Annotated in this window: 21 protein-coding genes; 11 read left to right on the forward strand and 10 right to left on the reverse strand. The window is 69.0% G+C overall.

Annotated elements, in window-relative coordinates; genetic code table 11:
- On the forward strand, positions 1 to 494 hold a 494-nt coding region (locus AZG88_RS44815), incomplete at its 5' end, for a DUF3000 domain-containing protein (protein ID WP_061701300.1).
- On the opposite strand, the gene AZG88_RS44820 is transcribed toward AZG88_RS44815, so the two are convergent.
- Positions 495 to 1,745 carry an alpha/beta hydrolase gene (locus tag AZG88_RS44820; protein WP_061701301.1) on the reverse strand — a complete coding sequence of 417 codons (1,251 nt, stop codon included), beginning with the start codon at positions 1,743 to 1,745 and terminating at the stop codon, positions 495 to 497.
- A 167-nt stretch (positions 1,746 to 1,912) separates the two neighbouring features.
- Here AZG88_RS44820 and AZG88_RS44825 point away from each other — a divergent pair, with 167 nt between their 5' ends.
- The 4 genes from AZG88_RS44825 to AZG88_RS44840 all read left to right on the forward strand — a co-directional run bounded on the left by AZG88_RS44825 (position 1,913) and on the right by AZG88_RS44840 (position 8,113).
- A complete protein-coding gene (locus tag AZG88_RS44825; RefSeq protein ID WP_061043013.1) occupies positions 1,913 to 3,307 on the forward strand; it encodes a WS/DGAT/MGAT family O-acyltransferase in 1,395 nt (464 codons plus the stop codon).
- Between the two features lie 49 nt (positions 3,308 to 3,356).
- On the forward strand, positions 3,357 to 4,646 hold the full coding sequence (locus AZG88_RS44830; protein ID WP_005240910.1) for a ribonuclease D: 1,290 nt from the start codon (positions 3,357 to 3,359) through the stop codon (positions 4,644 to 4,646).
- A gap of 149 nt (positions 4,647 to 4,795) precedes the next feature.
- Entirely contained in the window at positions 4,796 to 6,004 is a 1,209-nt protein-coding gene (locus tag AZG88_RS44835; protein ID WP_005240909.1) for a thiolase family protein, read from the forward strand.
- On the forward strand, positions 6,005 to 8,113 hold the full coding sequence (locus tag AZG88_RS44840) for a 3-hydroxyacyl-CoA dehydrogenase NAD-binding domain-containing protein (RefSeq protein WP_061701302.1): 2,109 nt from the start codon (positions 6,005 to 6,007) through the stop codon (positions 8,111 to 8,113).
- Positions 8,114 to 8,164: 51 nt separating this feature from the next.
- On the opposite strand, the gene AZG88_RS44845 is transcribed toward AZG88_RS44840, so the two are convergent.
- From AZG88_RS44845 to AZG88_RS44870, 6 genes are read right to left on the reverse strand one after another with little or no spacing between them, the layout of a single operon-like run.
- Positions 8,165 to 10,864, reverse strand: a complete 2,700-nt coding sequence (locus AZG88_RS44845; RefSeq protein ID WP_061701303.1) for a fumarate reductase/succinate dehydrogenase flavoprotein subunit — start codon at positions 10,862 to 10,864, stop codon at positions 8,165 to 8,167.
- Positions 10,864 to 11,643, reverse strand: coding sequence for an ABC transporter ATP-binding protein (locus AZG88_RS44850; RefSeq protein ID WP_061043009.1), 780 nt, complete (start codon positions 11,641 to 11,643; stop codon positions 10,864 to 10,866). The genes AZG88_RS44845 and AZG88_RS44850 overlap by 1 nt, the downstream gene beginning before the upstream one ends.
- Positions 11,640 to 12,500 carry an ABC transporter permease gene (locus tag AZG88_RS44855; protein WP_061701304.1) on the reverse strand — a complete coding sequence of 287 codons (861 nt, stop codon included), beginning with the start codon at positions 12,498 to 12,500 and terminating at the stop codon, positions 11,640 to 11,642. The genes AZG88_RS44850 and AZG88_RS44855 overlap by 4 nt, the downstream gene beginning before the upstream one ends.
- Entirely contained in the window at positions 12,497 to 13,927 is a 1,431-nt protein-coding gene (locus AZG88_RS44860; RefSeq protein ID WP_061701305.1) for an ABC transporter substrate-binding protein, read from the reverse strand. The genes AZG88_RS44855 and AZG88_RS44860 overlap by 4 nt, the downstream gene beginning before the upstream one ends.
- A 16-nt stretch (positions 13,928 to 13,943) precedes the next feature.
- On the reverse strand, positions 13,944 to 14,171 hold the full coding sequence (locus AZG88_RS44865) for a 4Fe-4S dicluster domain-containing protein (RefSeq protein ID WP_005240903.1): 228 nt from the start codon (positions 14,169 to 14,171) through the stop codon (positions 13,944 to 13,946).
- Complete coding sequence (locus AZG88_RS44870; protein WP_025432410.1) at positions 14,168 to 14,944, reverse strand: GntR family transcriptional regulator; 777 nt, start codon at positions 14,942 to 14,944, stop codon at positions 14,168 to 14,170. Before AZG88_RS44870 ends, AZG88_RS44865 begins: the two co-directional genes overlap by 4 nt.
- Positions 14,945 to 15,241: 297 nt before the next feature.
- Between AZG88_RS44870 and AZG88_RS44875 the strand changes: the two genes are divergently transcribed.
- Together AZG88_RS44875 and AZG88_RS44880 are read left to right on the forward strand one after the other, a co-directional pair.
- Positions 15,242 to 16,258, forward strand: coding sequence for an iron-siderophore ABC transporter substrate-binding protein (locus tag AZG88_RS44875; RefSeq protein ID WP_061701306.1), 1,017 nt, complete (start codon positions 15,242 to 15,244; stop codon positions 16,256 to 16,258).
- Between the two features lie 96 nt (positions 16,259 to 16,354).
- A complete protein-coding gene (locus AZG88_RS44880) occupies positions 16,355 to 17,752 on the forward strand; it encodes a sugar porter family MFS transporter (RefSeq protein ID WP_005240899.1) in 1,398 nt (465 codons plus the stop codon).
- A 69-nt stretch (positions 17,753 to 17,821) separates the two neighbouring features.
- Here AZG88_RS44880 and dxs read toward each other — a convergent pair whose 3' ends face one another.
- Positions 17,822 to 19,771 (reverse strand): 1-deoxy-D-xylulose-5-phosphate synthase, encoded by a 1,950-nt coding sequence (gene dxs, locus AZG88_RS44885; RefSeq protein ID WP_061701307.1) that lies wholly within the window; start codon positions 19,769 to 19,771, stop codon positions 17,822 to 17,824.
- A 249-nt stretch (positions 19,772 to 20,020) separates the two neighbouring features.
- Here dxs and glsA point away from each other — a divergent pair, with 249 nt between their 5' ends.
- The 4 genes from glsA (at position 20,021) to AZG88_RS44905 (ending at position 24,384) form a co-directional block, all read left to right on the forward strand.
- Entirely contained in the window at positions 20,021 to 21,829 is a 1,809-nt protein-coding gene (glsA, locus tag AZG88_RS44890) for a glutaminase A (protein WP_061701308.1), read from the forward strand.
- 97 nt (positions 21,830 to 21,926) lie between these two features.
- Entirely contained in the window at positions 21,927 to 22,889 is a 963-nt protein-coding gene (locus AZG88_RS44895) for a daunorubicin resistance protein DrrA family ABC transporter ATP-binding protein (RefSeq protein ID WP_005240880.1), read from the forward strand.
- Positions 22,886 to 23,725, forward strand: coding sequence for an ABC transporter permease (locus AZG88_RS44900; protein WP_005240878.1), 840 nt, complete (start codon positions 22,886 to 22,888; stop codon positions 23,723 to 23,725). The genes AZG88_RS44895 and AZG88_RS44900 overlap by 4 nt, the downstream gene beginning before the upstream one ends.
- Positions 23,722 to 24,384, forward strand: a complete 663-nt coding sequence (locus AZG88_RS44905) for an SIMPL domain-containing protein (protein WP_025432408.1) — start codon at positions 23,722 to 23,724, stop codon at positions 24,382 to 24,384. Before AZG88_RS44900 ends, AZG88_RS44905 begins: the two co-directional genes overlap by 4 nt.
- Here AZG88_RS44905 and AZG88_RS44910 read toward each other — a convergent pair.
- Both AZG88_RS44910 and AZG88_RS44915 read right to left on the reverse strand, forming a co-directional pair.
- Positions 24,381 to 24,839, reverse strand: coding sequence for a MarR family winged helix-turn-helix transcriptional regulator (locus AZG88_RS44910; protein WP_005240874.1), 459 nt, complete (start codon positions 24,837 to 24,839; stop codon positions 24,381 to 24,383). The two genes, AZG88_RS44905 and AZG88_RS44910, sit on opposite strands and share 4 nt — an antisense overlap.
- Before the next feature lie 77 nt (positions 24,840 to 24,916).
- Positions 24,917 to 26,185: a class I SAM-dependent RNA methyltransferase gene (locus tag AZG88_RS44915; RefSeq protein WP_061701309.1), complete on the reverse strand. Its 1,269-nt coding sequence runs from the start codon at positions 26,183 to 26,185 to the stop codon at positions 24,917 to 24,919.
- Between the last annotated feature and the right edge of the window lie 2 nt (positions 26,186 to 26,187).

Consider the following 26,187-nt stretch of genomic DNA (forward strand, 5'->3'; position numbering starts at 1 on the left):
TCCGGCCCCCGCAACGGCTCGCGCCGTACAGCTACGCCGTCGGCGCAGAGGTCGTGCACGAGGACACCGGGGTCGTCGCCGAACAGAGCGAGGGTGACGCGTTCGGCAGATTGATCCTCCTGTTCGACCCCGAGGGCGACGAGGCCTGGAACGGCACCATGCGGCTGGTCGCCTACATTCAGGCCGACCTCGACGCCGCCGTGGCGTCCGACCCCCTGCTTCCCGAGGTGGCGTGGAGCTGGCTCGTCGACGCACTCGAATCGCGCCACGAACCGCTCAACGCGCTCGGCGGGACGGTGACCGCGACGACGTCGGTGCGCTACGGCGACATCGCCGGTCCCCCGCATGCGCATCAGCTGGAACTGCGCGCGTCGTGGACGGCGACGTCGGTCGAACTGGCCACGCACGTCGAGGCGTTCTGCGAGGTACTGGCGTATGCGGCCGGTCTGCCGCCCGCCGGGGTGTCCCAGCTGCGGACGCTGGGCGACGAGTAGTCAGGCCGATTCGGTGCCCGCCGAGGGCACGTCGGTGGTGGCGCTGCGCGACCATTCCAGGAATCGTCCGACCGCCTGGGTGACGGAGATGCTGCGGATCGAGGGGAACACGTCGAACGCGTGCTGCGCGCCCTTCAATTCCGCGTAGACGACGGGGCTGTCCGACACCTGCCGCAGTTCGTCGACGAAGATCCGCGCCTCGGCGACGGGAATGAGCGAATCGCTCGTGCCGTGGATCACGAAGAACGGCGGTGCGTCCGCCCGCAGGTGCGCCAGCGGCGACGCCGCCCGGTAGTCGTCGGGGAACGTGGCCTGCTTGCCGAGCACCATCGGCATCAGTCCGGAGTGCACGCGCTGGAGGACGGCCTTGATGCCGGTGTCGCCGGCGAAGTCGTAGACGCCGTAGTACGGGACACACGCCTGGACCGAGGTGTCGACGTCCTCGAACCCCGGCTGCAGGTGGCTGTCGTTCGCGGTGAGTCCCACCATGGCGGCGAGGTGGCCGCCCGCGGAACCACCTGTGACGGCGATGAAGTCGGGGTTGCCGCCGTATTCCTCGACGTGCTCCCGGAGCCAGGCCAGGGCCTGCTTGATCGCGATCAGGTGTTCGGGCCACTTCGCCTTCGGCGACAGCGGGTAGTTGACGGCCGCGCACACCCACCCCCGCGAGGCCATCTCCAGCATGAGCGGCAGACCCTGTTGATCCTTGTTCCCGATCACCCATCCCCCGCCGTGGATCTGCAGGAGGACCGGACTCTTCGACGGCACATCCTGCCGGTGATAGATGTCGAGGCGGGCCCGGCGCCCGCCCGGCCCGTACGCGAGGTTGCGGACCCGGGTGACCGCCTTGTTGCGCATCCAGAACGGGTTGAGGAGTTGCCGCCACACGGGTCGCCCCGGGTGTTCGATGGCAGTGTCGCGGTCGGTGTAGTTCTCGCCGAGCGTCTCGACGAGAGCGGATTCGGCTTCCGCTCCGGCGCCCCGGCCGGTGGCGATCACGGCGGCGAGCCCGGCGGCGGATGCGGCGGCCAGCGCCAGCCCGATGCGGTCGCTTCGGGTCCGTGTTCCGTGACGCGCGGCGTGCTGGGCGGCGTCGGCCGCGGTCACGGCGAGCAGGTGCGGCGCGGTTTCGGTAGTGAGCCACCCCGAGAAGAACGCGACCACCGACGTGGGCGCACCGGGCAGGGGACGCAGGGCGTTGGCGGCGAGTGCCGCGCCGACGGCCTGCCGGAGAACGAAGCCTCGGGTCATACCCCCAACCGTAGAACATGTTCTAATCGATCGGTTGCCCGCCCCGGCCCGCGGGCGCCGGATCGAGAACGAGGCGGTGGGCCATCACCCGGGGCCCGGCGCGCCGTCGACCTCGCAGTTCCATGATTCGATGGACCTACTTCTAGAACGTGTTCTAGTATCGGACCATGCAGCGACTCAGCGGTCTCGACGCGTCCTTCCTCTATCTCGAAACGTCGACGCAACTCCTCCACGTCTGCGGAGTCATCATCCTCGACGTCTCGACGGTTCCGGGCGGCTACACGTTCGCCCAGCTCAAGGCGGAGCTCGGCGCGCGCACCGAGGCGATTCCCTCGTTCCGGCGCAAGCTGCAGGACTCGAAGTTCAACCTCGACCACCCCGTGTGGGTCGAGGACACCGACTTCGACATCGACCGGCACTGCCATCGTGTCGCGCTCCCCGCTCCCGGCGGCCGCGACGAGCTGGCCGAGCTGTGCGGCGACATCGCAGGCATTCCCCTCGACCGTGCCCGGCCGCTGTGGGAGATGTGGGTGATCGAGGGCCTCGAGGACGGTTCCGTCGCCGTGATGTCGAAGATGCACCACGCCGGGGTCGACGGCATCACCGGCGCCAACATGATGGCCCAGCTGTGCGGCCTCGAACCGGACGCACCACGCCCAGACCCCGACGACTCCGCCGAGAGCGCGGGGCAGGCGAGCACACTCGACATCGCCGTGGGCGGGCTGCTCGCGGTCGCGTCCCGGCCCGCGAAACTCCTCAGGATCGTCCCGCAGAGCCTGACTCTGCTACCCCGCTGGATCGGCCGGGCCCGCCGCGGCGAGGCGATGCCCGCACCGTTCACCGCGCCGCGCACGTCCCTGAACGGCACGTTGACCAGTCACCGCAATCTCGCGTTCACCCAGCTCGACCTCGAGAAGGTCAAGACGGTCAAGGACGCGTTCGACGTCAAGGTCAACGACGTGGTGCTCGCGCTGTGCTCGGGCGCGCTGCGGAAGTACCTGCAGCACCGCCGGGAGCTGCCCGACAAGTCGCTCGTCGCCATCGTCCCGGTGTCGGTACACGGAAAGTCGGACCGCCCGGGCACCAACCAGGTGTCGGGCATGTTCACCCAGCTCGGCACCCAGATCGAGGATCCGGCCGAACGCCTGCTGGCGATCGGCGAACACAACTCGACCTCGAAGGAACACAACGAAACCCTCGGCGCGAGCCTGCTGCAGGATTGGTCCCAGTTCGCCGGGCAGGCTGTGTTCGGCACCGCCATGCGCCTCTACTCGACCCTCGGCCTGGCGGAGCGGCATCCGGTGGTCCACAACCTGGTCATCTCCAACGTGCCCGGACCGTCGGTCCCGCTGTACTTCCTGGGCGCGCTGATCAAGGCGATGTATCCGCTGGGACCGATCTTCCACGGCGCCGGGCTCAACGTGACGGTGATGTCACTGAACGGTCAGCTCGACGTCGGCCTGATGAGCTGCCCGGAACTGGCACCCCACCTCTGGGACCTCGTCGACGCGTTTCCCGCGGCGTTGGACGAGCTCGTCGCGGCCGCGGGGAACCGGACGTGAACCCGCCGGTGCGCTGCGGGAATCCCGAAGCGACGTAGAGTCAGCTGTCATGTCCGAAGTCACCGACGACGCCTCGTCACCCGGCCCCGCCGAAGAGCCCGGCCGGCAGATCGTTCCCCTGCTCGCACCCCGGGACGGCGTGCCCGACGTCGTGACCACGGCGGAGGGTGTCGCGAAGGCCGCGGCCGCGCTGAGCGAGGGCACCGGGCCGCTGGCGGTCGACGCCGAGCGGGCGTCCGGCTTCCGCTATTCGGCGCGGGCGTATCTCGTGCAGCTGCGCCGGGAGGGTGCGGGCACGGTGCTCCTCGACCCGATCCCCACCGCCGCCGATCTCGCCCCGCTGGCGGAGGTGATCAATCCGCTGGAGTGGATCCTGCACTCCGCCGACCAGGATCTGCCGGGGCTCGCGGAGATCGGTCTGGCGCCGGCGACCCTGTTCGACACCGAACTGGCGGGGCGCCTCGCCGGGTTCGAACGGGTCGGTCTCGCCGCGATCGTCGAGCGGACGCTGGGCCTCGAACTCCGGAAGGGCCACGGCGCCGCCGACTGGTCGAAGCGGCCGCTGCCCGATTCCTGGCTGAACTACGCAGCCCTCGACGTCGAGGTTCTGGTCGAGTTGCGGAACGTGATGGCCGCGGAACTCGACGAGCAGGGCAAGAGCGGGTGGGCTGCACAGGAGTTCGAGCACATCCGGCTCGCGGGGCCACCGAAGCCCAAGGCCGACCGCTGGCGGCGGACGTCGCACATCACGTCGCTGAAGACGCAGCGGCAACTCGCCGCGGCACGCTCCCTGTGGCAGGCCCGCGAGGACCTCGCCCGCAAACGGGACGTCTCCCCCAGCCGGGTCCTGCCGGATTCGGCGATCATCGACGCGGCGACCAAGGACCCCCGGAGCATCGAGGCGCTCCGGGCGCTGCCCGTGTTCGGCGGTCCCCGCCAGCGGCGGCACTCCCGGATCTGGCTGCAGGCGCTCGAGGATGCCCGGGCACTGCCGGACACCGCACTTCCTCCGAAGACCCCGCCGTTCACGGGACCGCCGCCGGCGAGCCGGTGGGCGCGACACGACCCCGAGGCCGCCGAACGGCTGACGGCTGCCCGCGCCGCGCTGGCCGCCCTCGGCGCGGAGGTGTCGGTGCCGGTGGAGAACCTGGTGACCCCGGAACTCGTCCGCAGGTTGTGCTGGGACTGGTCGGCCCCCGAGGACGGCGAGGTCGAGACGGCGATCGACCGGGTGCTCGACGCGGGCGGTGCCCGCCCCTGGCAGCGGACGCTGACCGTGCCCGCGCTGGCGAGCGCACTGCTCTCCGCCGCCGAGCAGAAGGGCTCCGGCGGCACCTGACCGACAGCACCGACACGCGGGGTGAGCGCGTGAATTCCCGATGAGGTACCCATTAAGTTACCCGCGAGTAACGATAGGGGTACGCTGGTCTGGAGGCCGGACGCCTGGCCGTGATCCGGAACCAAACTGCTCCATCAGGAGGAATTCGCGTGGCTCCATCCACCACAACTCAACGCAACGTCGTGTTCGTCGACGGCATCCGCACTCCGTTCGGCAAGGCCGGCCCCAAGGGCATCTACGCGGAGACCCGCGCGGACGACCTCGTCGTCAAGACCATCCGCGAGCTGCTTCGCCGTAATCCGCAGCTCGACCCCGCGCGCATCGACGAGGTCGCCATCGCCGCGACCACGCAGACGGGCGATCAGGGTCTCACCATCGGCCGCACCTCCGCGATCCTGGCCGGACTTCCCGAGACCGTCCCCGGTTTCGCCATCGACCGCATGTGTGCCGGTGCCATGACGTCCGTCACCACCACCGCGTCGGGCATCGGCTTCGGCCAGTACGACGTGGTGATCGCCGGCGGCGTCGAGCACATGGGCCGTCACCCGATGGGCGAGGGCGCAGACCCGAACCCCCGGTTCCTCGCCGATCGCCTCGTCGACCCCAGCGCGCTCGTCATGGGCAACACGGCCGAGAACCTGCACGACCGGTTCCCGACCATCACCAAGGACCGCACCGACGCGTACGCCGTCGCGAGCCAGAACAAGTACGAGGCAGCCCGCAAGGCCGGCTTCATCGCCGACACCCTCGTGCCCGTCGCCACCCGCTCCGCCGCCGGCTGGGGGCTGGCCACCGAGGACGAGCCGCCGCGTCCGGGCACCACGCTCGAGGACCTCGGCAAGCTGAAGACGCCGTTCCGTCCCGCGGGTCGGATCACCGCGGGTAACGCGGCCGGTCTGAACGACGGTGCGACCGCCGCCCTCCTCGCCGGTGAGGACACCGCGCTCGAACTCGGACTGCCGATCGGCATGCGCATGGTCGGATTCGCGTTCCAGGGCGTCGACCCCGCAGTCATGGGCATCGGCCCGGTGCCGGCCACCGAGAAGCTGCTTGCCCGCACCGGCCTGAAGATCGAGGACATCGGTCTGTTCGAGATCAACGAGGCCTTCGCCGTCCAGGTCCTCGCGTTCCTCGAGCACTACGGCATCGCCGACGACGATCCGCGCGTCAACCAGTGGGGCGGCGCCATCGCATGCGGCCACCCCCTCGCGTCCTCCGGTGTCCGCCTGATGACCCAGCTGTCCCGCCAATTCGCCCAGCGCCCCGACGTCCGTTACGGCCTGACCACCATGTGCATCGGTCTGGGCATGGGCGGAACCGTGATCTGGGAGAACCCGAACTTCGATGGAGCCAAGTAGATGACCGACATTGCAACGGCATTCGCCGACGAGGTCGTGACCAACGCGTACACCAAGATCGTCGCCGTACCCGGCATCGAGGGCCCGGTCGCGCTGATCACCCTCGACAACGGTTTCGACCACACCAAGCCGTCGTCGTTCGGCCCGGGCGGCCTGAAGGCGCTCGACGCCGCACTGGACGAGGCGTTCGCGGCCCATCCCGTCGCGATCGCGATCACCGGCAAGCCCTTCATCTTCGCCGCCGGCGCGGACCTCAAGGGTGTTCCGAGCATCACGAACCGTGACCAGGCGCTCGAACTCGGCCGGCTCGGCCACAAGGTGTTCCGCCGGCTGCGCGAATCGTCCGTGCCGACGTTCGCGTTCGTCAACGGCGTCGCACTCGGCGGCGGACTCGAGGTCGCGCTGCACAGCCACTACCGCACCGCATCCGAGAGCGCGGGCGCCCTGGGTCTGCCCGAGACGTTCCTCGGACTGGTGCCGGGCTGGGGCGGAACGCAGTTGCTGCCCAACCTCATCGGCCCCTCGAACGCGGTCACCGTCGTCCTCGAGAACGCGCTGAACCAGAACAAGACGCTCACCCCGAAGAAGGCCCTCGAACTCGGCGTCGTCGACGCGGTGTTCGGTTCGGCCGACTTCCTCGAGCAGTCATTCGCCTGGGCCGCGCAGGTCCTGGCCGGCGAGATCACCCCCACGCGTCCCGAGATCGACCGGGGCAAGGGCTGGGACGACGCGATCGCCCGCGCGAAGGCCGTCGTCGAGGGCAAGACCAAGAACAACGCCCCCGGACCGGTCAAGGCCGTCGAGCTCCTCGAGCTGGCCCGGACCACCGATCTCACCGATCCCGCGTCGCTCGACAAGGGCTTCGCCGCCGAGGACGAGGCGCTCGCCGATCTGCTGCTCGCGGACGAGCTCCGCGCAGGCCTGTACGCGTTCGACCTGGTGAACAAGCGCGCCAAGCGTCCCGCCGGCGCACCGGACAAGTCCCTCGCCCGCAAGGTGACGGGTGTCGGCATCGTCGGTGCCGGATTGATGGCCAGCCAGCTCGCGATGCTGTTCGTCCGCCAGCTCAAGGTGCCGGTCATCCTCACCGACATCGACCAGGAGCGCATCGACAAGGGTGTCGGCTACGTCCACGGCGAGATCGACAAGCTGCAGGGCAAGGGCCGGTTGTCGCCGGACGCGGCGAACCGCCTCAAGGGTCTCGTGTCCGGCTCGCTGGACAAGGCCGCGTTCGCGAAGACCGACTTCGTGATCGAGGCCGTGTTCGAGAACCTCGATCTGAAGAAGAAGATCTTCGCGGAACTCGAGGAGCACGTCGCCCCCGAGACCATCCTGGCGACGAACACGTCCTCGCTGTCGATCACCAAGATGGCCGCGGACCTGAAGCACCCCGAGCGGGTGGTCGGCTTCCACTTCTTCAACCCGGTCGCCGTGCTGCCCCTGCTCGAGGTCATCAAGGGCGAGAAGACCGACGACGCCACGCTGGCAACGGCATTCGCCACCGCCAAGGCGCTCAAGAAGTCGGCCGTCGGTTCCGCCGACCTGCCCGGGTTCGTCTTCAACCGACTCCTGATCCGCACCCTCGGTGAGGTCATGAACGCGGTCGACGAGGGCACCCCGTTCGAGGTGGCCGACAACGCCATCGCCGAACTCGGCATGCCGATGACCCCGTTCACCCTGCTGGCCCTCGTCGGGCCTGCGGTCGCGCTGCACACCGGTGAGACCCTCGCCGAGGCGTACCCCGAGCGCTTCCACAACTCCCCCGGACTCGAGGCGCTGGTCGAGGCCAAGAAGTCGGCGGTGTGGAGCTACGGCGCCGACGGCAAGCAGGTCGTCGACCCCGAGGTCGCCGAACTGTGGAAGCAGGGCGACAAGGCGTCCACGTCCGAAGAGGTTCTGGATCGCACGCGTCGCGCGTTCGCCGAAGAGATCCAGATCATGCTCGACGAGGGTGTCGTCGCCGCGGCCGAGGACATCGACCTCTGCCTGATCCTGGGCGGCGGATTCGGCTTCTGGAACGGTGGTATCACGCCGTACCTGGACCGCACCGGCACGTCCGAGGCCGTCAACGGCAAGCGGTTCCTGGCACCGGGCGTCGCGAGCGTCTGACCCGGAGGTGAGTGGCAATGTGTGCCCCGGCACACATTGCCACTCACCTGCTCAGGACACGGGGACGTGATCGGCGGCGGCGAGCGCCTGGCGGGCGTACGCCCGCACGTCGGCGTCCGTGTCCTCGAGCGCAGTGGTGAGCGCGCCGACGGCGGCGCGGTCGCCCGGCCACCGGCCGAGTGCGAGGACGGCGGCCTTGCGCACATCGAGGTGCGCATCCGTCAGGGCGTCCGCCAGCGCGGGCACCGCGACCTCGGGGTCCGCTCCGGCGAGTGCCCGCGCAGCGCCCTGCCGGATCTGCCAGGCCGACTCCCGCAGCGCCGCCGTCGCAAGGGTCACGTCGTCGCCGGTGCAGCCCAGACTCGCGAACGCCGTGAGCGCGGCGGCGCGTACCAGCGGATCGCGGTCGCCGGCCAGTGAGCGCACGGTGTCGACACCGCCGAGCCCGATGGTGGCCAGGCCGTGCGCGACGGTGATCCGCACTTCCCGGTTCTCGTCGTGCGCGCCCGCCGCCACCGACTCCCACCGGTCCAGCGACACCAGTGCCCGCACCGCTTCGATCCGGACGTGGTGATCACCGTCGGACAGCGCCGTCAGGAACTGCTCCGCCGAACCGGCGTGCAACGCGCGCAGAACGTCGACCACGGCGGACCGGACCACGGCGTCACCCGACCCCAGGTGGTCGGCCAGTCCGTCGGCGGACGGCAGCACCTCGACGAGTTCGCGCAGGCCGTCGGCGGCAGCGCGGCGCACCGTCACCGCACCGTCGCCGAGGGCGTCGACGAGGGCCGTCCCGAATCCGTCGGGGGTTCCTTCCGTCAGCACCGAGAGTGCCGTGACGCGGACCTGCGGGTCGGCGTCGCCCAGATACGGTGCAAGCTCGGCGACGCTCGGCGCGTCGAGTCCGAGGACCGCGACGATGGCCGGTGACGACGGCTCCTGCCGGACCGGCGCGGCGATGCGCGAGCGCTCCTCCACCGGGGCACGCCCCCCGACCAGTGGCGGCTGCGCGACGGGTACGACCGTCCGGTCCACCGGCGGAAGGGAATCGAGTCCGGGCACCGGCACGAAGTACGGCTCGACGGGGCGCTTGAGGAATTCCATGTCGCCGTTCTCGCCGCGCCGCAGATTCAGGTGGTATCCCCATTCGTCGTCCCGCTGCTCCGGGAGGTCCGCCCGTTCGTGGTAGAGCCCCCAGCGACTTTCGGTTCTGGTGAGGGAGCTGCGGGACGCCATTTCCGCGCAGTCCCGGATGAACGTGACCTCCGCGCAGCGCATCAGTTCGTGCGGGGTGGTCGCGCCCATCCCGGCGATCTCCCCTGCCATCCGTTCGAACGTCTCGACGGCGATCGACAGCTTCGTCGCCGTCTTCGGCGGCGCGACATAGTCGTTGACGAAGCGGCGCAGCTTGTACTCGACCTGCGGCTGCGGCGGCCCGTCCGGGTTGCGCAGCGGCCGGTAGATCAGCTCGTGCGCGGCGGCCAGCTGCTCTGCGGGCAGCGCGGTCGGCGCCTCGACGTCGGGCAGGGTGCCGGTGGCGTGCGATCCGGCGAGGTCGCCGTACACGAATGCGCCGATCATGTAGTTGTGGGGGACGCAGGCGAGGTCGCCTGCCGCGTACAAGCCGGGGACGGTGGTCGCGCCGTGCTCGTCCACCCACACCCCGGACGCGGAATGCCCGCTGCACAAGCCGATCTCGGAGATGTGCATCTCGATGTCGTGGCTGCGGTAGTTGTGGCCGCGGTTCGCGTGGAACGTGCCGCGGGTGGGGCGTTCAGTGGTGTGCAGGATCGACTCGAGCGTGTCGAGGGTTTCCTCCGGGAGGTGGCTGACCTTGAGATAGATGGGCCCGCGAGCGGATTCGATCTCGCTCTTGACCTCGCTCATCATCTGCCCCGACCAGTAGTCGGAGTCGACGAACCTCTCCCCCTCGGCATTCACCTGGTAACCGCCGAACGGGTTCGCGACGTACGCGCACGCCGGGCCGTTGTAGTCCTTGATCAGCGGGTTGATCTGGAAGCATTCGATGCCGCTCAGTTCGGCTCCCGCGTGATAGGCCATCGAGTAGCCGTCACCGGCGTTGGTCGGGTTCTCGTACGTGCCGTAGAGGTACCCCGATGCCGGGAGCCCGAGCCGGCCACACGGACCGGTCGCGAGGATCACCGCCTTCGCCCCGACCGCGACGAACTCACCGGTGCGGGTGTTCAGCGCCGCGGCCCCGACGGCGCGGCCGTTCTCCGTCAGCACCCGGACGGGCATCAGGCGGTTCTCGATGCGGATCTTCTCCCGCATCTTCCGCTGCCGCAGCACCCGGTAGAGAGCCTTCTTCACGTCCTTGCCCTCGGGCATCGGCAGCACGTACGAGCCGGAGCGGTGCACCCGGCGGACCGCGTATTCGCCGTACTCGTCCTTCTCGAACTTCACGCCGTACTTCTCGAGGCGCTGCACCATCGCGAAACCGCGGGTCGCCGTCTGGTACACGGTGCGCTGGTTGACGATCCCGTCGTTGGCTCTGGTGATCTCGGCGACGTAGTCCTCGGGTTCGGCCTTGCCGGGGATGACGGCGTTGTTGACGCCGTCCATTCCCATTGCGAGCGCGCCGGAATGGCGCACGTGCGCCTTCTCGAGCAGGAGCACGTTCGCGCCGTTCTCGGCGGCGGTCAGTGCCGCCATCGTGCCGGCGGTGCCGCCACCGATCACGAGCACGTCGCAATCGAGACGGACGGTGTCGGCGAGGTCGGGGATGTCCATCAGGTCTCCGAAGTGTGGTTCAGTGCGGCGAGCACGTCGGCGCGCGCGGCACGGGTGTCGGGGTGGTCGAGGTGGTCGCGGTCCCGGGGGTGCGGGATGTCGACGAGCGCCCGCAGCGGCTCGCCGGCCCGGCCGAGCACCGCGACGCGATCACCGAGCAGCACCGCCTCGTCCACGTCGTGGGTCACGAACACCACGGTGGTCGGGTGAGTACTCCACGTGTCGACGAGCAGTCGCTGCATGACGCCGCGGGTCTGCGTGTCGAGGGCGCCGAACGGCTCGTCCATCATCACGGCCCGCGGAGCCCCGGCGAGGCCGCGCGCCAACTGCACTCGTTGCCGCATGCCGCCGGACAGGTTCTTGGGCAGGAAGTCGCCGAACCCGGTCAGACCGACCTCCGCGATCCAGCGATCGGCGGTCTCACGGCGTCCCTTGCGGGGTTCGCCGCGGAGCGCGAGGGCCAGCTCGATGTTCGAGCGCACCGTGCGCCACGGGAGGAGCGCGTTGTCCTGGAAGACGACGGCCCGGTCCCGGGACGTCGACTCCACCGCCGCGCCGTCGGCGACGACGCGGCCCGAATCGGGCGGCAGCAGGCCGGCCAACGCGCGCAGCACGGTGGACTTGCCGCACCCCGAAGGCCCGGTGAGCACGAGGATCTCGCCGGGGACCACGGTCAGCGACAGCGAACGGATGACGGGGTTCCCGGTGTAGGACAGGGTGACGTCGTCGAGGACCAGCGACATGCCGGCGGTCACGGACGGCACTGCGGTGGCGGTCATGCGCGCTCCCCTCGTGGCAGCCAGCGGGTGACGCGCCTGCCGAGCAGTTCGACTGCGCCGGACGTCGCGAATCCGAGGATGCCGATAGTGATCATGCCGACGAAGACGCCGGGATAGTCGACGATCGTGTACGCCTGCCAGGTGCGGTACCCGACACCGAGCCTGCCGGAGATCATCTCGGCGGAGATCACGCAGATCCACGCCACCCCGATTCCGACCGAGAGTCCACCGAACACGCCGGGCAGGATTCCGGGCAGCACCACCCGGGACAGCACGTCCCAGCGTCCGCCGCCGAGCGTGCGCACCGAGTCCTCCCACAACGTCGGGAGGGCCCGGACGGCATGCCGGGTGCTCACCATGATCGGGAAGAACGCGGCAACGAACGTGATGAACACGATGCCGGCCTCGTCGCTGGGAAACAGCAGGATCGCGACGGGTACCACCGCGATGGCGGGGATCGGCCGCGCGAGTTCCGTCAGCGGACCGAGGACGTCGGCGAACAGTTCCGATCTGCCGAGGGCGATTCCGGTGGCCACACCGACCACAGTCGCGAGTCCGAATCCGCTGAGGATGCGGATCAGCGACTGCCCGAGGTCGAGGTAGAACAGGTCGCTCTGCAGCTGGGTTCCGAACGCGGACACGACGTCGGTGACGGTGGGGAGCGTGTCGAACCGCAGCCACACCCGCACGTCGTTGGCGGTCAGCAACTGCCACGCGACGATTGCCGCGATCACGGACGTGATTCGTACGAGGCGTGACCGCCACGGCGAGGTTCGCCGGCGCGTCGATGCCGGATCATGTTCTTCGGCAGCGGCTTCGGTGTCGAACAGGACCGTGGACTGTTGCAGGGTGGTCACTGCCGCACCTCCTCGACCGCGCGGTCGTACGTGACCACGCCACCCGTGGGATGCGCGCGCAGGTAGCGGTCTGCCGCGGCGCCGGTGGTGAAGGGCAGGAAGTTGTCGCCGTCGCGCACCCACACCGATTTGTCCGCGAACCACCGGGTGCCCAGTTCGGCGTCGGGAACGTAGGCGGCGCGCACGGCGCGTCCCTCGGCCCGGGCCTGCTTGACCGCCCGGAGCAGGCACGTCGGGTTCGCGGCCGGTTGCGTCCCGGTGGCGCCGTCGAACCAGACCTCCCCGGCCAGTGCCGGATCGCCCGGGGCGGTGGCGCACACGGGATCGGTGCCGGTGACCGACGTCGGGTTGGCCGTGGACGCGAGCGTGGCGTCGTAGTCCTGCCCGTCGGCCTCGAACGCGGACCGGAGCGGAGCGTCGTTCACGAAACCGTCGACGTCGAGGTCGGCGAAGTCGCCGATCGACTTCAGGTACGGCACATCGTTCTTCAGCGCATCGATCAGCCCGGGCTTGAGGGTGGTGTCGAACGACGTGCCGCCCGGGCCGTTGTACAGGTACACGACCTCCTGCGGCAGGCCGCTCGCGTCGGCCACGATCCGCGACGCCTCGAGCGGTTGCGTCTGGACGAACCGCGTGGCGTCGAGCTGCGCCCGGAGGAACGCGTCGAGAACTTCGGGGTGTTCGTCCGCGTACGCCTCACGGGCCACCACACCGTGCAGGGTCGGGGTTCGGAGTTCGGCGCCGTCGTACAGCAGCTTGGCCTTGTCCTGGAAGACGAGAAGTCCGGGCCAGGCCACGAACTGGGACAGCGCCGCCACCTGACCGGATTCCAGGGCCGAGGATCCGACCTGCGGCTGCTGGTTGAGCACTTCGACGCCGGTACCCGGGTCGATTCCGGCGCGGTCGAGCGCCTGGACGAGGGTGCCGTGGCCTGCGGAGCCGACGCTCGCGGACACCTTCTTGCCGGCCAGGTCGCCGAGTGTGGTCGCCGGTGAATTCGGTGGCACCACCACCATGTTCAGTGCGCCCTCGGGGTTGTAGCCGGTGACCGAGACGATCTCCGTCTTCGAGCGCGGGTTCGCCTGGGTGCGGGAGCCGTTGATCAGCATGGGGTAGTCGCCCATCGATCCGATGTCGATCTTCTCGGCCACCATCTGGGCGGTGATCGGCGCCCCGGTGTCGTAGTCCTGCCATTCGACGGAGTACTTCGTCCCGGTCTGCTCGGTCACGTCCTGCAGGCGCTGTTCGAGGTATCCCTGTGCGCGCAGCAGCGTTCCGGCGGTGACGGTGTTGATCGTCTTGGACTGGTACCCGATCACGAGCGTGACCGCGTCACCGTCGTCGGCGGAGGGTTCGAGCGAGCAACTGGTCGCCACGAGTGTCAGTGCCGCGGCGGCGATCGCGAAGGTGGAAGAGCGTCGCTTCATCTGTGTGGTCTTTCGCTCAGCGGAGGAGGTACGGCATGTTCACGGTGACCGCGCCGGTCGGGCAGCGAGCCGCGCAGGGCCCGCAGTACCAGCATTCGTCGACGTGCATGAAGGCCTTGCCGTTCTCCGGGTTGATGGCCAGCGAATCGAGCGGGCAGATCTCGACGCACAGGGTGCAGCCCTCGATGCACAGCGACTCGTCGATGGTGACGGGTACGTCGGCTCGTTGATTGACCAAGGTCATGAGGTGAGCTCCCAGTTCGTGATGTCGGGTCGGCGGACGAGGCTGCTGCGCATGGTGATTCGGTCACCGCGCATGCGGATGTATTCAAGGTCGACGGGACGTCCGTCGACGAGCCGGGTGAGGCGTTCGAGCAACAGGAGCGCCGCACCCTCGGGCGTCTGGAGGTTCGCGGCGGAATGGGCGTCGGCGTTCACCGATTCGATCGCCAGATCGGCGGAGCCGAGGGGCTGGCCGCACACCTCCTCGATCAGCGCGAACACGTCGTTGGTTTCGAGGTCGTGGCCGAGGATCTCGGCTCCGATGTCGGGAACGAGGTAGGTAAGGTCCAGGCTGAGCGGCAGGTCGCCGAGGTAGCGCACCCGCTCGATGTAGACGGCGGGTTCGCCCGGCTCCAGCTGCAGGCGGCGGGCGACGGCGGGCGGCGGGCTGATCTCCAGGGCGGCGCGGACGTCGTTGCGGACGTCGCCGTGCCCCTTGAGCGTCTCCTTCAGCCCGAGCAGGGCGTCGAGACCGTGGTCGTACTTGCGCTGCGCCACGTGCGTTCCCACGCGCGGGGCCCGGTCGATGAGCCCCTCCTGCTTCAGCAGCGCCAGTCCGTCGCGTACCGCATTGCGCGACACGCCGAACTCTTCGGCCAACTCCGATTCCGACGGCAATCCGCGCTCGGCGAAGGAGTCCGCGTGGATCTGCTGACGGAGCAGGTCGGCGAATCTGCGCGCATGGTCCGCGCGGGAACTGCGCGACGCCGTCTGGAGGGGAGTCGGATTCACCACCGTGGTTTCCTTCGTCGATAGTGCGTGTGAGCTGGACGAAGACAAACGCTAACGGCAGTCGGCGGGGCCCGGAGTCGCCGCGAACGGCCGCTCGGGGCGACCCCGCGAATCGGCCGGGTCCGCGGCGGGACCGGAACGCCTCACCAGCGGAAACACGGCAGCGACCCGCTAATGCGCCAGGCCGGGCCGGGCCGGGAAGTTTCAATCAGGGTGATTCGAAGTCGCGACGTCCGCCCGTCGAGAGATCAAGTCTAGGTTAGGCTTACCTTCTGTTTTCGTCCCGAAGGAGTCGTTGCCGTGTTCGCACCCACCGCCAGACGTCAGCTCGCCGTCGCACTCGCCGTGGCCAGTTCGTCCCTCTTCCTCGCCGCGTGCTCGTCCGGCGACAGCGGAGGCAGCACGGCAGCGTCCGGTGAGGGGTTCCCCGTCACGATCGAGAACACGTTCGGATCGACCACCCTCGACGCGGCGCCCGAACGCATCGTCACGCTCGGATGGAACGCCCAGGACGTCGTCTACGCACTAGGCGAGACACCGGTCGGGATGCCGAAGTACACGTACGGCGCCGAGGCGAACGGTGTGATGCCCTGGCTGCAGGACCGATTCGATCCGTCCCGGACCACGTTGCTCGACACGGCCACGTCCACCCCCATCGAGGGCGTCGCCTCGCTGGCGCCCGATGTCGTCCTCGCCCCGTACGAGGGATTCGACCAGGCGACGTACGAGAAGCTGTCGGGGATCGCCCCCACGGTGGCGTACCCGGACAAGGCGTGGCAGACCACGTGGCAGGACCAGACCACGCTGGTCGGACAGGCACTCGGCAAGAGCGCCGAGGCGGAGCAGCTGGTGGCCGGTCTCGACGACACCCTCGCCCAGACCGCCGCCGCACACCCCGAGTTCGCCGGCAAGACGATCTCGGTGATCAACTTCGACACCGACGCCGCGACGGTCAACGTCTACATGCCCTCCGATCCCCGTGTCCAGGTGCTGACCCAGCTCGGGTTCACCGTGTCACCCGGCGTGCAGAAGCTGGCTGCGGCCAATGATCCGGACAAGTTCTTCGCCGACATCTCCGTGGAGAACATCTCCGATGTGGACGCCGACGTCGTGGTCGCGTTCGTCCCGGAGAACACCACCGTTGGCGCGAACCCGGCCTACGCGAATCTCGGTGCCATCGGGCGTGGAACCGCGGTCGCGCTGTCGGACACGAAGATCATCTCGGGGCTCAGCCAGACCAGCGTTCTCGCGACACCGTGGGTTCTGGACAAGCTGACACCTCAGCTGAGCGAGGCCGCGAAGAAAGCGGGTGCCTGAACTCCCGCCTGACAGGCGGTGTCGGGCGTAGCGTAATCCGAGACACGAATTTCCGCTGTGCCCGCATCAGGAACGCTCGCCGAAAGCAGGTATGCGATGACGCAGATGTCCGAAAGACACACCGCGAAGGTCATCGGCGTCACTGTCGCCGCCGCGGTCGGTGGATTTCTCTTCGGTTTCGACAGCTCGGTCATCAACGGCGCCGTCGACTCCATCCAGGACCACTTCGAGCTGGGGTCGTTCTTCACCGGCTTCGCCGTGGCGATCGCTCTGCTCGGATGTGCTGTGGGCGCATGGTTTGCGGGTCGCCTCGCGGACCGCTGGGGCCGCAAGAAAGTGATGCTGCTCGGTTCGGTGCTGTTCGTCGTGTCCTCGCTCGGAGCGGGTCTCGCGTTCAGCGTCCCCGACCTGATGCTGTGGCGCGTCCTCGGCGGTCTCGGCATCGGTATCGCGTCGGTCATTGCGCCCACATACATCTCGGAGATCGCGCCGGCCCGCTACCGCGGCGCGTTGGCGTCGCTGCAGCAGTTGGCCATCACACTCGGCATCTTCGCCGCGCTGCTGTCGGACGCGGTGCTGCAGAACGCCGCGGGCGGCGCCTCCAACGAGTTGTGGCTGAACCTCGAGGCCTGGCGCTGGATGTTCATCGTCGGTGTGGTCCCCGCGGTCGTGTACGGCATTCTCGCACTGATGATCCCCGAGTCACCCCGCTACCTGGTCGGCAAGCACCTCGATCAGGAAGCGGCCGACATCCTCGCGAACATCACCGGCGAAGTCGACCCGCAGGAGCGCGTCTCCGAGATCCGGCTGACCCTCCGCCACGAGTCGACGGCGTCGTTCGACGATATTCGCGGCCCGAAGTTCGGGCTGCAGCCGATCGTCTGGGTCGGCATCTTCATGGCCATCTTCCAGCAGTTCGTGGGTATCAACGCGATCTTCTACTACTCCACCACGCTCTGGAAGTCGGTGGGCTTCACCGAGAACGAGTCGTTCACCACGTCGGTGATCACCGCGATCATCAATGTGGGCATGACGTTCGTCGCCATCCTGTTCGTCGACCGGATCGGCAGGCGCATCCTGCTCATGGTCGGCTCGCTCGGCATGTTCGTGAGCCTGCTCATGGCCGCAATCGCCTTCTCCCAGGCGACGGGCAGCGGCGACGACGTCGTGCTCCCCAGCCCGTGGGGGGCGGTCGCGCTGATCGGCGCCAACCTGTTCGTGATCTTCTTCGCCTCCACCTGGGGCCCGGTCATGTGGGTGATGCTGGGCGAGATGTTCCCCAACAACATGCGCGCCTACGCACTCGGCATCAGCACGGCGGCGAACTGGATCGCGAACTTCACGGTCACGCTGTCGTTCCCGCCTCTCACCCGCTCGGTGGGGCTGTGGTTCCTGTACGGACTGTTCGCGTTCTTCGCGTTGCTGTCCTTCTTCTTCGTCCGGTCGAAGGTCCGGGAGACGAAGGGGATGGAGCTCGAGGAGATGCACACCTGACCCAGGCACGAACGGATCCGGCCGAATCACAGTGCGATTCGGCCGGATTTCTGTGTGGGGCGCCCGGTACTACTGTCCGCTTTTCTCCGCGCGCTGCGCATCGAGGTCGGCGACGACACCGTTCTGCTGCTCGGGGCGCAGGTTCCCGAGGCCGGCGAACCATCCGGTGATCTGCCGGGCGACGTCCTGCGCGGTGAGGCCCAGCTCGGCGTGGATCTGCGCGCGCGACGCGTGGTCGAGGAACCGTTGCGGAACACCGAGATCACGACAGGGGACGTCGACCCCGGCCGACCGCAGCGCGGCGGACACGGTGGAACCGACACCGCCGTGCAGCCCGCTGTCCTCGACGGTGACGACCATCGTGTAGTCCTCGGCGAGCTTCACCAGCGACTCCGGGACCGGCAGAACCCACCGCGGGTCGACGACGGTCGCCGAGATGCCCTGCTGTTCCAGGCGTTCCGCCGCGGCGAGCGCGAGACCGGCGAACGCGCCGACCGACACGATGAGCACGTCGTTCCGCCCGGAGGGGGCGCGAAGGATGTCGACGACACCGTCCACGCGGCTCAGCGCGGGGACGTCGTCGCAGACCGTGCCCTTCGGGAACCGGAGCGCGGTCGGGCCGTCGTCGACGGCCAGCGCTTCGTCCAGTTCCTCCCGCAGGGTGGCAGTGTCGCGGGGAGCCGCGACCTTCATACCGGGGACGATGCCGAGCAGCGACATGTCCCACATGCCGTTGTGGCTGGCGCCGTCGTTGCCGGTGATACCCGCGCGGTCGAGAACGAGGGTGACGGGAAGTTTCAGCAACGCCACGTCCATCAGCAGCTGATCGAACGCGCGGTTGAGGAACGTCGAATAGACCGCGACCACCGGGTGCAGACCCCCCAGGGCGAGGCCGGCCGCCGACGTCACGGCGTGCTGCTCGGCGATCCCGACGTCGAACATCCGGTCGGGATACTTCTCGCCGAACGCGGCGAGACCGGTCGGGCCCGCCATCGCCGCGGTGATCGCCACGATGTCCTGCCGGTGGCTCGCCTGATCGATCAGCTCGGCCGAGAACACCGACGTCCAGTCGGCGGACGCCGACCCGGTCGACTTACCCGTGATCGGGTCGATCACGCCGGTCGAGTGCATCTGATCGGCCACGTGGTTCTCGGCGGGCGCGTAACCCATGCCCTTGCGGGTGACGGCGTGGACGATGACCGGGCCACCGAACGCCTTCGCGCGGCGCAGCGCGGATTCGAGTGCGGCCTCGTCGTGTCCGTCGACCGGCCCGAGGTACTTGATGCCGAGGTCCGTGAACATCACCTGCGGGGCCACGGCGTCCTTGAGACCCGCCTTCATGCCGTGCAGGACCGAGTAGGCGGTTCGGCCCACCCACGGAAGTTTCTTCACCATCCGGCGGCCGCTGTCGAGGATGCGCTCGTATCCCGGCTGGAGGCGGAGGGCGGCGAGGTGGTCGGCGAGACCACCGATGGTCGGCGCGTACGAGCGGCCGTTGTCGTTGACGACGATGACCACCGAGCGGTCCTTGCCTGCCGCGATGTTGTTCAGGGCCTCCCAGCACATGCCTCCGGTCAGCGCGCCGTCACCCACGACGGCCACGACGTGGCGGTCCTGACCGGTCAGCTCGAAGGCCTTCGCGAGGCCGTCCGCGTACGACAGCGACGCCGATGCGTGCGAGGACTCGACCCAGTCGTGGTCGCTCTCCGCCCGGCACGGGTACCCGGACAGGCCACCCTGCTTGCGGAGCGAGTCGAAATCGTCCTTGCGGCCGGTGAGGATCTTGTGGACGTACGCCTGGTGGCCCGTGTCGAAGATGATCGGGTCGGCGGGCGACTCGAAGATGCGGTGCAACGCGAGGGTCAGTTCGACGACGCCCAGGTTGGGGCCGAGATGCCCACCGGTCGCCGCGACCTTCTGCACGAGGAACTCACGAATCTCCGCGGCGAGCTGCTTCATCTCCGTCGAATTCAGCTGACGAAGATCGTCAGGCGTCTGGATACGGGCAAGAACACCCAACGAGATCGCTCCCTCCGTGATGCACGCCGCCTTGCGTGCCTCTGCCGTGGCTTCGTGTCACGTCACAGTGGAACCAGTCTACGGAGCCGCCGGAGTGCGGGACACACGGTATGGGCCGGTGCGGCCCCGTATCGCGGGTTCGTCCTCGGGCATCCCGGCCACGGCCGTGACCGGCTTCACACAATTGTGCCGCCGGACGGGCCCCTCGGAACACCCGACAGCGTCGTGAACAGCCTCTAGGGTCGACTCATGAGCACCGTCGTGGACGCGCTGATCGGGAAAGTCTTCGCCGCAACCCGGGAGAACCGCAGCGGCGAGCTCGCCGACTACATTCCCGAACTCGCCGCGGTCGCCCCCGACTCGTTCGGAATCTGCATCGCCACCGTGGACGGCTTCGTGTACGAGGTCGGCGACACCCGTCTGCCGTTCACGATCCAGTCCATCTCGAAACCGTTCACGTATGCCCTGGCGCTCGCCGATCGCGGGTCCGGCGCCGTCGCCGAGAAGATCGACGTCGAACCGTCCGGGGAACCGTTCAACGAGATCAGCCTCGACCCGCGGACGGAGCGACCGCGCAATCCCATGATCAACGCCGGGGCGATCACCGCGGCGTCGCTGGTGGCCGGGCCGGACCTGGACACCCGGTTCGAACGAATCCGGGCCGCGTACTCCCGGTACGCCGGACGGGACCTGACGTTCAACCGGTCGGTGTACGAGTCCGAGTCACGGACCGGGCACCGCAACCGGGCCATCGGCCACATGCTGCGCTCGTTCGACATCATCACCGGCGACCCGGACGAGGCGGTCGACCTCTACTTCCGCCAGTGTTCCGTCGACGTGACGTGCCGGGACCTGAGCGTGATGGCTGCGACGATGGCGAACAACGGCGTCAACCCCGTCACCAGGGAGACCGTTCTCGACCCGGCCCTCGTCGAGCGGGTTCTGAGCGTGATGTCCACGTGCGGCATGTACGACGCCGCGGGCAAGTGGGTGTACGAGGTGGGGTTGCCGGCCAAGAGCGGCGTCGGCGGCGGCATCATCGCGGTCCTGCCGGGTCAGATCGGCATCGCCGTCTACTCGCCGCGCCTCGACGAGCACGGCAACAGCGTGCGCGGGGTGGAGGCGTGCCGGGCGTTGTCGGCCGAGTTGGAGTTGCATTTCCTCCATGTCACCCGGGCCGCCCGTTCGGCGATCCGTGCCAGTTACTCCGTCGTCGACAGTCCGTCGCGGATGCGGCGCACCCCCGCCGAGCGGGCCGCCCTCGACGACGTCGGCAAGCGCAGCCGGATCTACGAGCTGCACGGTGATCTCCTCTTCGCCGGCGCGGAGTCCGCGGTGCGCGAGATCGGCGGGGTCGAGACCGAGCTCGAGGTCGTGGTGGTCGACGTCCGGCGGGTGGACGACGTCGGCGGCATCGCGCGCCGCATGCTCGACAGTCTGCGCGACGAACTCACCCGTCGCGGCTGCGCAGTCGCCCTCGTCGATCCGGCGGCCCTGCTCGGCTACACGCATTCGGATCTCACCGGCGCGAGCGGCCGGGTGTTCGCCGACCTCGAAGCCGCATTGCAGTGGTCAGAGGACACCCTCCTCGATCTGCACTGCGCCGCCCTCCGTCAGCCGGCATCGATCGACGTCGCGCAACATCCGGTGCTGGCCGGGCTTCGACCGGAGCAGTTGCGGCGACTCACCCGCGACCTCGATATCCGCACGTTCACGCGCGACGAGCAGATCATCCACCGGGGCGACCGGGCGTGCGGGCTGTTTCTGATCCTGTCGGGCCGGGTCAGCATGAGAGTCACCGATTCCGGGGGTGCCGTGTACCGGATCATGACGCTGTCGACGGGCATGACCTTCGGCGAGATGACGATGCTGCTCGACTTGCACTTCCTCAACGACGTGTGCGCCGACTCCGAAGTCACCGTCGCCGTACTCCCCGCGGAACGGTACGCCGACATGGCCGCCCACGAGCCCGACCTCAAACTCGCTCTCCTCGAACGGCTTGCTGCCGGTGCCTACGAGCAACTCGACGTGATGCTCCGGTCGCTGCTGCGGCCCTGATCGAGGACCGCCCACAGGAAAGTGATTGCCCGAATCGGAAAAATCGGACAGGCTTGGGGCTCGGAATCGACGACGCTCGAATCGAAAGCAGGGTGCAATGCTCACAGCGACAAAGCTGGCCATCGAGACGACGGGACTCGTCAAGACGTTCGGATCCACCCACGCGGTCGACGGCCTGGATCTGGCCGTCCCCCTCGGGGGCGTGTACGGCGTCCTCGGGCCGAACGGCGCGGGCAAGACCACCGCGATCCGGATGCTGGCCACGCTTCTGCCCCTCGACGGTGGAACGGCCACCGTGCTGGGGCACGACGTCGCGAGCGAACCGGACGCCGTGCGCAGCAAGGTCTCCCTCACGGGACAGTTCGCGTCGCTCGACGAGGATCTGACGGGCAACGAGAATCTGCTGCTGCTCGGCCGGCTGTACGGGTACTCCCGCGCGGCGGCCCGCACCCGGTCCGAACAGCTGCTGTCCGCCTTCGGGCTCGACGAGGCGGGCAACCGGCAGGTGAAGAACTACTCCGGCGGCATGCGCCGGAGGCTCGACATCGCGGCGAGCATCATCGTCACTCCGGAGATGATCTTCCTCGACGAGCCCACCACCGGTCTCGACCCGCGCAGTCGCAATCAGGTATGGGAGATCGTCCGCGCACTGGTGGCCGGCGGCACGACGGTTCTGCTGACCACGCAGTACCTCGACGAGGCGGATCAACTCGCCGACCGGGTCGCCGTCATCGACCACGGCAAGGTGATCGCCGAGGGCACCACCGGTGAACTGAAGGCCTCCGTCGGGTCGGGTGCCCTGCACGTGCGGGTCACCGACATCGCCACCCGTCCCGCGGCGGCAGCGCTGCTGCGGGACGTGCTCGAGGTGCCGATCACCGAAGAAGCCGATCCGGCCGCCCTCACCGCCCGTATCGACGACCCGGCCCGGGTCTCGCGGGCGCTGCCCGCACTCGACGACGCCGGAATCGCCGTCAGCACATTCGCATTGGGGCAACCGAGCCTCGACGAAGTCTTCCTCTCCCTCACCGGCCGACCCACCGAGGAGCATGCGTCATGACCTCCACCACCGACCGGACCGCCGACACCGCCACCGCTGTCGCCGACGTCCTGAAGATGCCCGGCCCGAGGCCCGCGAGACCCACCGCGTGGTCGACCTCGCTCTCGTTCGGCTGGCGAGCGCTGCTCAAGATCAAGCACGTGCCCGAGCAACTGTTCGACGTGACGATGTTCCCGATCATGTTCACGTTGATGTTCACGTACCTCTTCGGCGGCGCGCTGGCCGGTTCGACCAGTGCCTACGTACAGTTCCTGCTGCCGGGCATCCTCGTGCAGACGGTCGTCATGATCACCATGTACACCGGGCTGACGCTCAACAAGGACATCGAGAAGGGTGTGTTCGACCGGTTCCGGTCGCTCCCGATCTGGCGTCCGTCCCCGCTCGTCGGCGCGCTGCTCGGTGACGTCGTCCGCTACACGATCGCCTCGATCATCGTCCTGATCCTCGGGCTCGTCCTGGGATTCCGCCCGGACGGCGGTCTCGTCGGTGTGGTGGCGTCGATCGGCCTGCTGTTGCTGTTCTCGTTCAGCCTGTCCTGGATCTGGACGATGTTCGCGATGCTCATGCGCACCGAGCAGGCGGTCATGGGTGTGTCGATGTTCATCCTGTTCCCGCTGACATTCGCCAGCAACATCTTCGTCGACCCCGCGACCATGCCGGGCTGGCTGCAGGCGTTCGTCGGCGTCAACCCGATCAGCAAGCTGGTGACGTCCATCCGCGGGCTCATGGCCGGGACGGTGGAGTTGGCGGATCTCGCCGTCGTGTTCGGGTGGTGCGCCGGGTTCGTCGTGATCTTCGGACCGCTGACGATGCGCCTGTACAACCGTAAGTCGTGACGGTGGCGGCCACCGATCACGCCGAGAGATCGGTGACGGTGCGGGGATCCGGAATCGTGTCGGCGGTTCCGGATCTCGTCCGCGCCACCGTCACCGTGACCGCGACACGTCCCGCGGTGGCCGACGCGTTCGAGGCCGTCGCCCGGTCCACCACCGCCGTCACGGACACCCTGCGCGGGTACGGCGTCTCGGGGCCCGACCTCGCGACCACCGGGCTCTCCGTGCACTCCGAAACCACCTGGACCGAGGGCCGGGGCAGCGAGGTGACGGGCTACACCGCCGCGACGACGCTGCAGGTCACGGTCCGCGTGGCCGGGGCGGCCGCATCGTCACCCGCGCAGGTGGTGGCCGCGTGCGTCGGCGCGGGTGGCGACGACATCCGCCTCGGCGGACTCGAATTCGACTTCGCCGATCCTGCCGCGCTGACGGCGACCGCTCGGGACCGGGCCTGGGCCGATGCCCTCGCCAAGGCGGAGCAGTACGCCTCGCTGTCGCGTCGTGCGCTGGGCGAGGTGCTCGACATCGCGGAAGTCGACATCGGTGACGTGTCCCCGCGGCCGGTCGCGAAGGCGTTCGCGGCGGCCGACTCCCCGATCGCCGTCGAACGCGGCGAGAAACCGACGCGGGTCGACGTCCGGGTACGGTGGCGTCTCGTCTAGACCCGGGGGCCCCGCTGCTGGACCGACGCGGCGAACGTGTCGTTGAGCTGCGTCAGCGACGTCACCGCCGCGAGCGCCTGTTCCTGGGACCAGCCTTCGAGCATGCCGCGCAGCCGTTCGGCCCGGCGCTCGGTCGTCTCGCGCAGAATGTCCATCCCGTTCGGCGACACCCGAATGCGGGAGGCACGCTTGTCGTGGGGATCGGCGGCGCGCGACACGTATCCCGCGTCGACCAGTTCGGAAATCTGCCTGCTCAGCGAGGACTGACTGACGCACAGGTCTGCGGCCAGTTCGTTCTGGCGGCACTCCCCGCGCGCGGCGAGCACGAAGAGCACGCTCGTCAGCGCCGGCGGGATCGGGGTCTCGCCGCTCGCGGAGACGACCGCCCGCAGCGACCGCCCGAGTGCGAACACCGCATCGACGAGCGCTTGCGCAGTATCTGCCTGTACCGACATCCAGTCCCCGTCCCACACACCCACTACTTGCGGGCCGACTATAACGTTTTGTTGCGTTCGGTAACGATGCGCCGCTGTCAGCGCGTCAGCAACGCGATGCACTCCACGTGGTGGGTGAGAGGGAACGCATCGAACGCGCGCAGCTCGTCGACATGATATCCCTGCGCGAGGTACAGACCGATGTCGCGGGCGAACGACGCCGGGTCGCACCCCACGTGCACGACCCGTTCGGCGCCCGCGGCGGCGACCGCCCCGATCACGTCACGCCCCGCGCCCGCACGCGGCGGATCGAGCACCACGACCTGTGGCGGGGAGGCGAGCCCGGAGATGGCGCGCTCGACCCGGTCGGCGTGGAAACGCACCTGCGGCAGGTCGGAGAGTGCCGCCTTCCCGTCCGCGACGGCCTGGCGCGAGGACTCGACGGAATCCACGTGCCCGGACGACCCGGCACCGCCGGCGAGGGCGGCGGCGAACACACCCACTCCCCCGTACAGGTCCCATGCGGTCTCACCCGCGGACATCCCGGCCCATTCGGAGACCACGGCCGAATACGTTTCCGCGGCCCCGCGATGCGCCTGCCAGAACCCGGTGGCGGCCAGCGCCCATTCCCGGTCGCGCACCCGCTCCACCGGGCGACCCGATCCGACGACCACCCGCTCGGCGCGCGGCGCACCGCTGGCGGCGCGGCGTGCCATGGCACCGCGGCGCCCGGGACTCGTACGGCCGGTCCGCGACACCTTCGGCGGAGCGATCTCGACCACGTGCCGCTCCCCCGCGCCGTCGAGAACGATCTGCACCTCGCTGCCGGGCGTCCAATCGTGTTCGCTCACACCGTCGTAGGCGGCCGACTCGATCTGCGGGCACGCCAGGTCCGTGACGATCCCGGAACTGCGGTGCCGGTGATAGCCGGGGCGGCCGTCCGGGTCGACGGCGAGCCGCACCCGCGTGCGCCAGTCGGTGCCGTCGCCGGTGCCGGGCAGTTCCTCGACGTCCACGTCCCGCTGCACACGCGCGAGCCGCGCCAACTGCTCGGCCACGACCTGCGCCTTCATGTCCCGCTGCACGTGCAGGCTCGCGTGCGAGAAGTCGCAACACCCCGCGCCGCCCGGACCCGACACCGGGCACACCGGGGTGACCCGCTCCGGGGACGCGTCGAGGATCTCGATCGCGTCGGCCCGGCAGTAGGACCCGCCGCGATCCTCGGTGACGAGGGCGATCACCCGCTCGCCGGGCAGTCCGTGCCGGACGAAGACCACGCGGCCCTCATGGCGGGCGACGACGAAACCGCCGTGCCCGGGATTTCCCAGCCGCAGTTCGAGGCGGCGGTCCGACCAGTTCTCACTCAACG

The sequence above is a fragment of the Rhodococcus sp. LB1 genome (genome assembly GCF_001583455.1).
In the GTDB taxonomy this organism is placed as follows: domain Bacteria; phylum Actinomycetota; class Actinomycetes; order Mycobacteriales; family Mycobacteriaceae; genus Rhodococcus_F; species Rhodococcus_F opacus.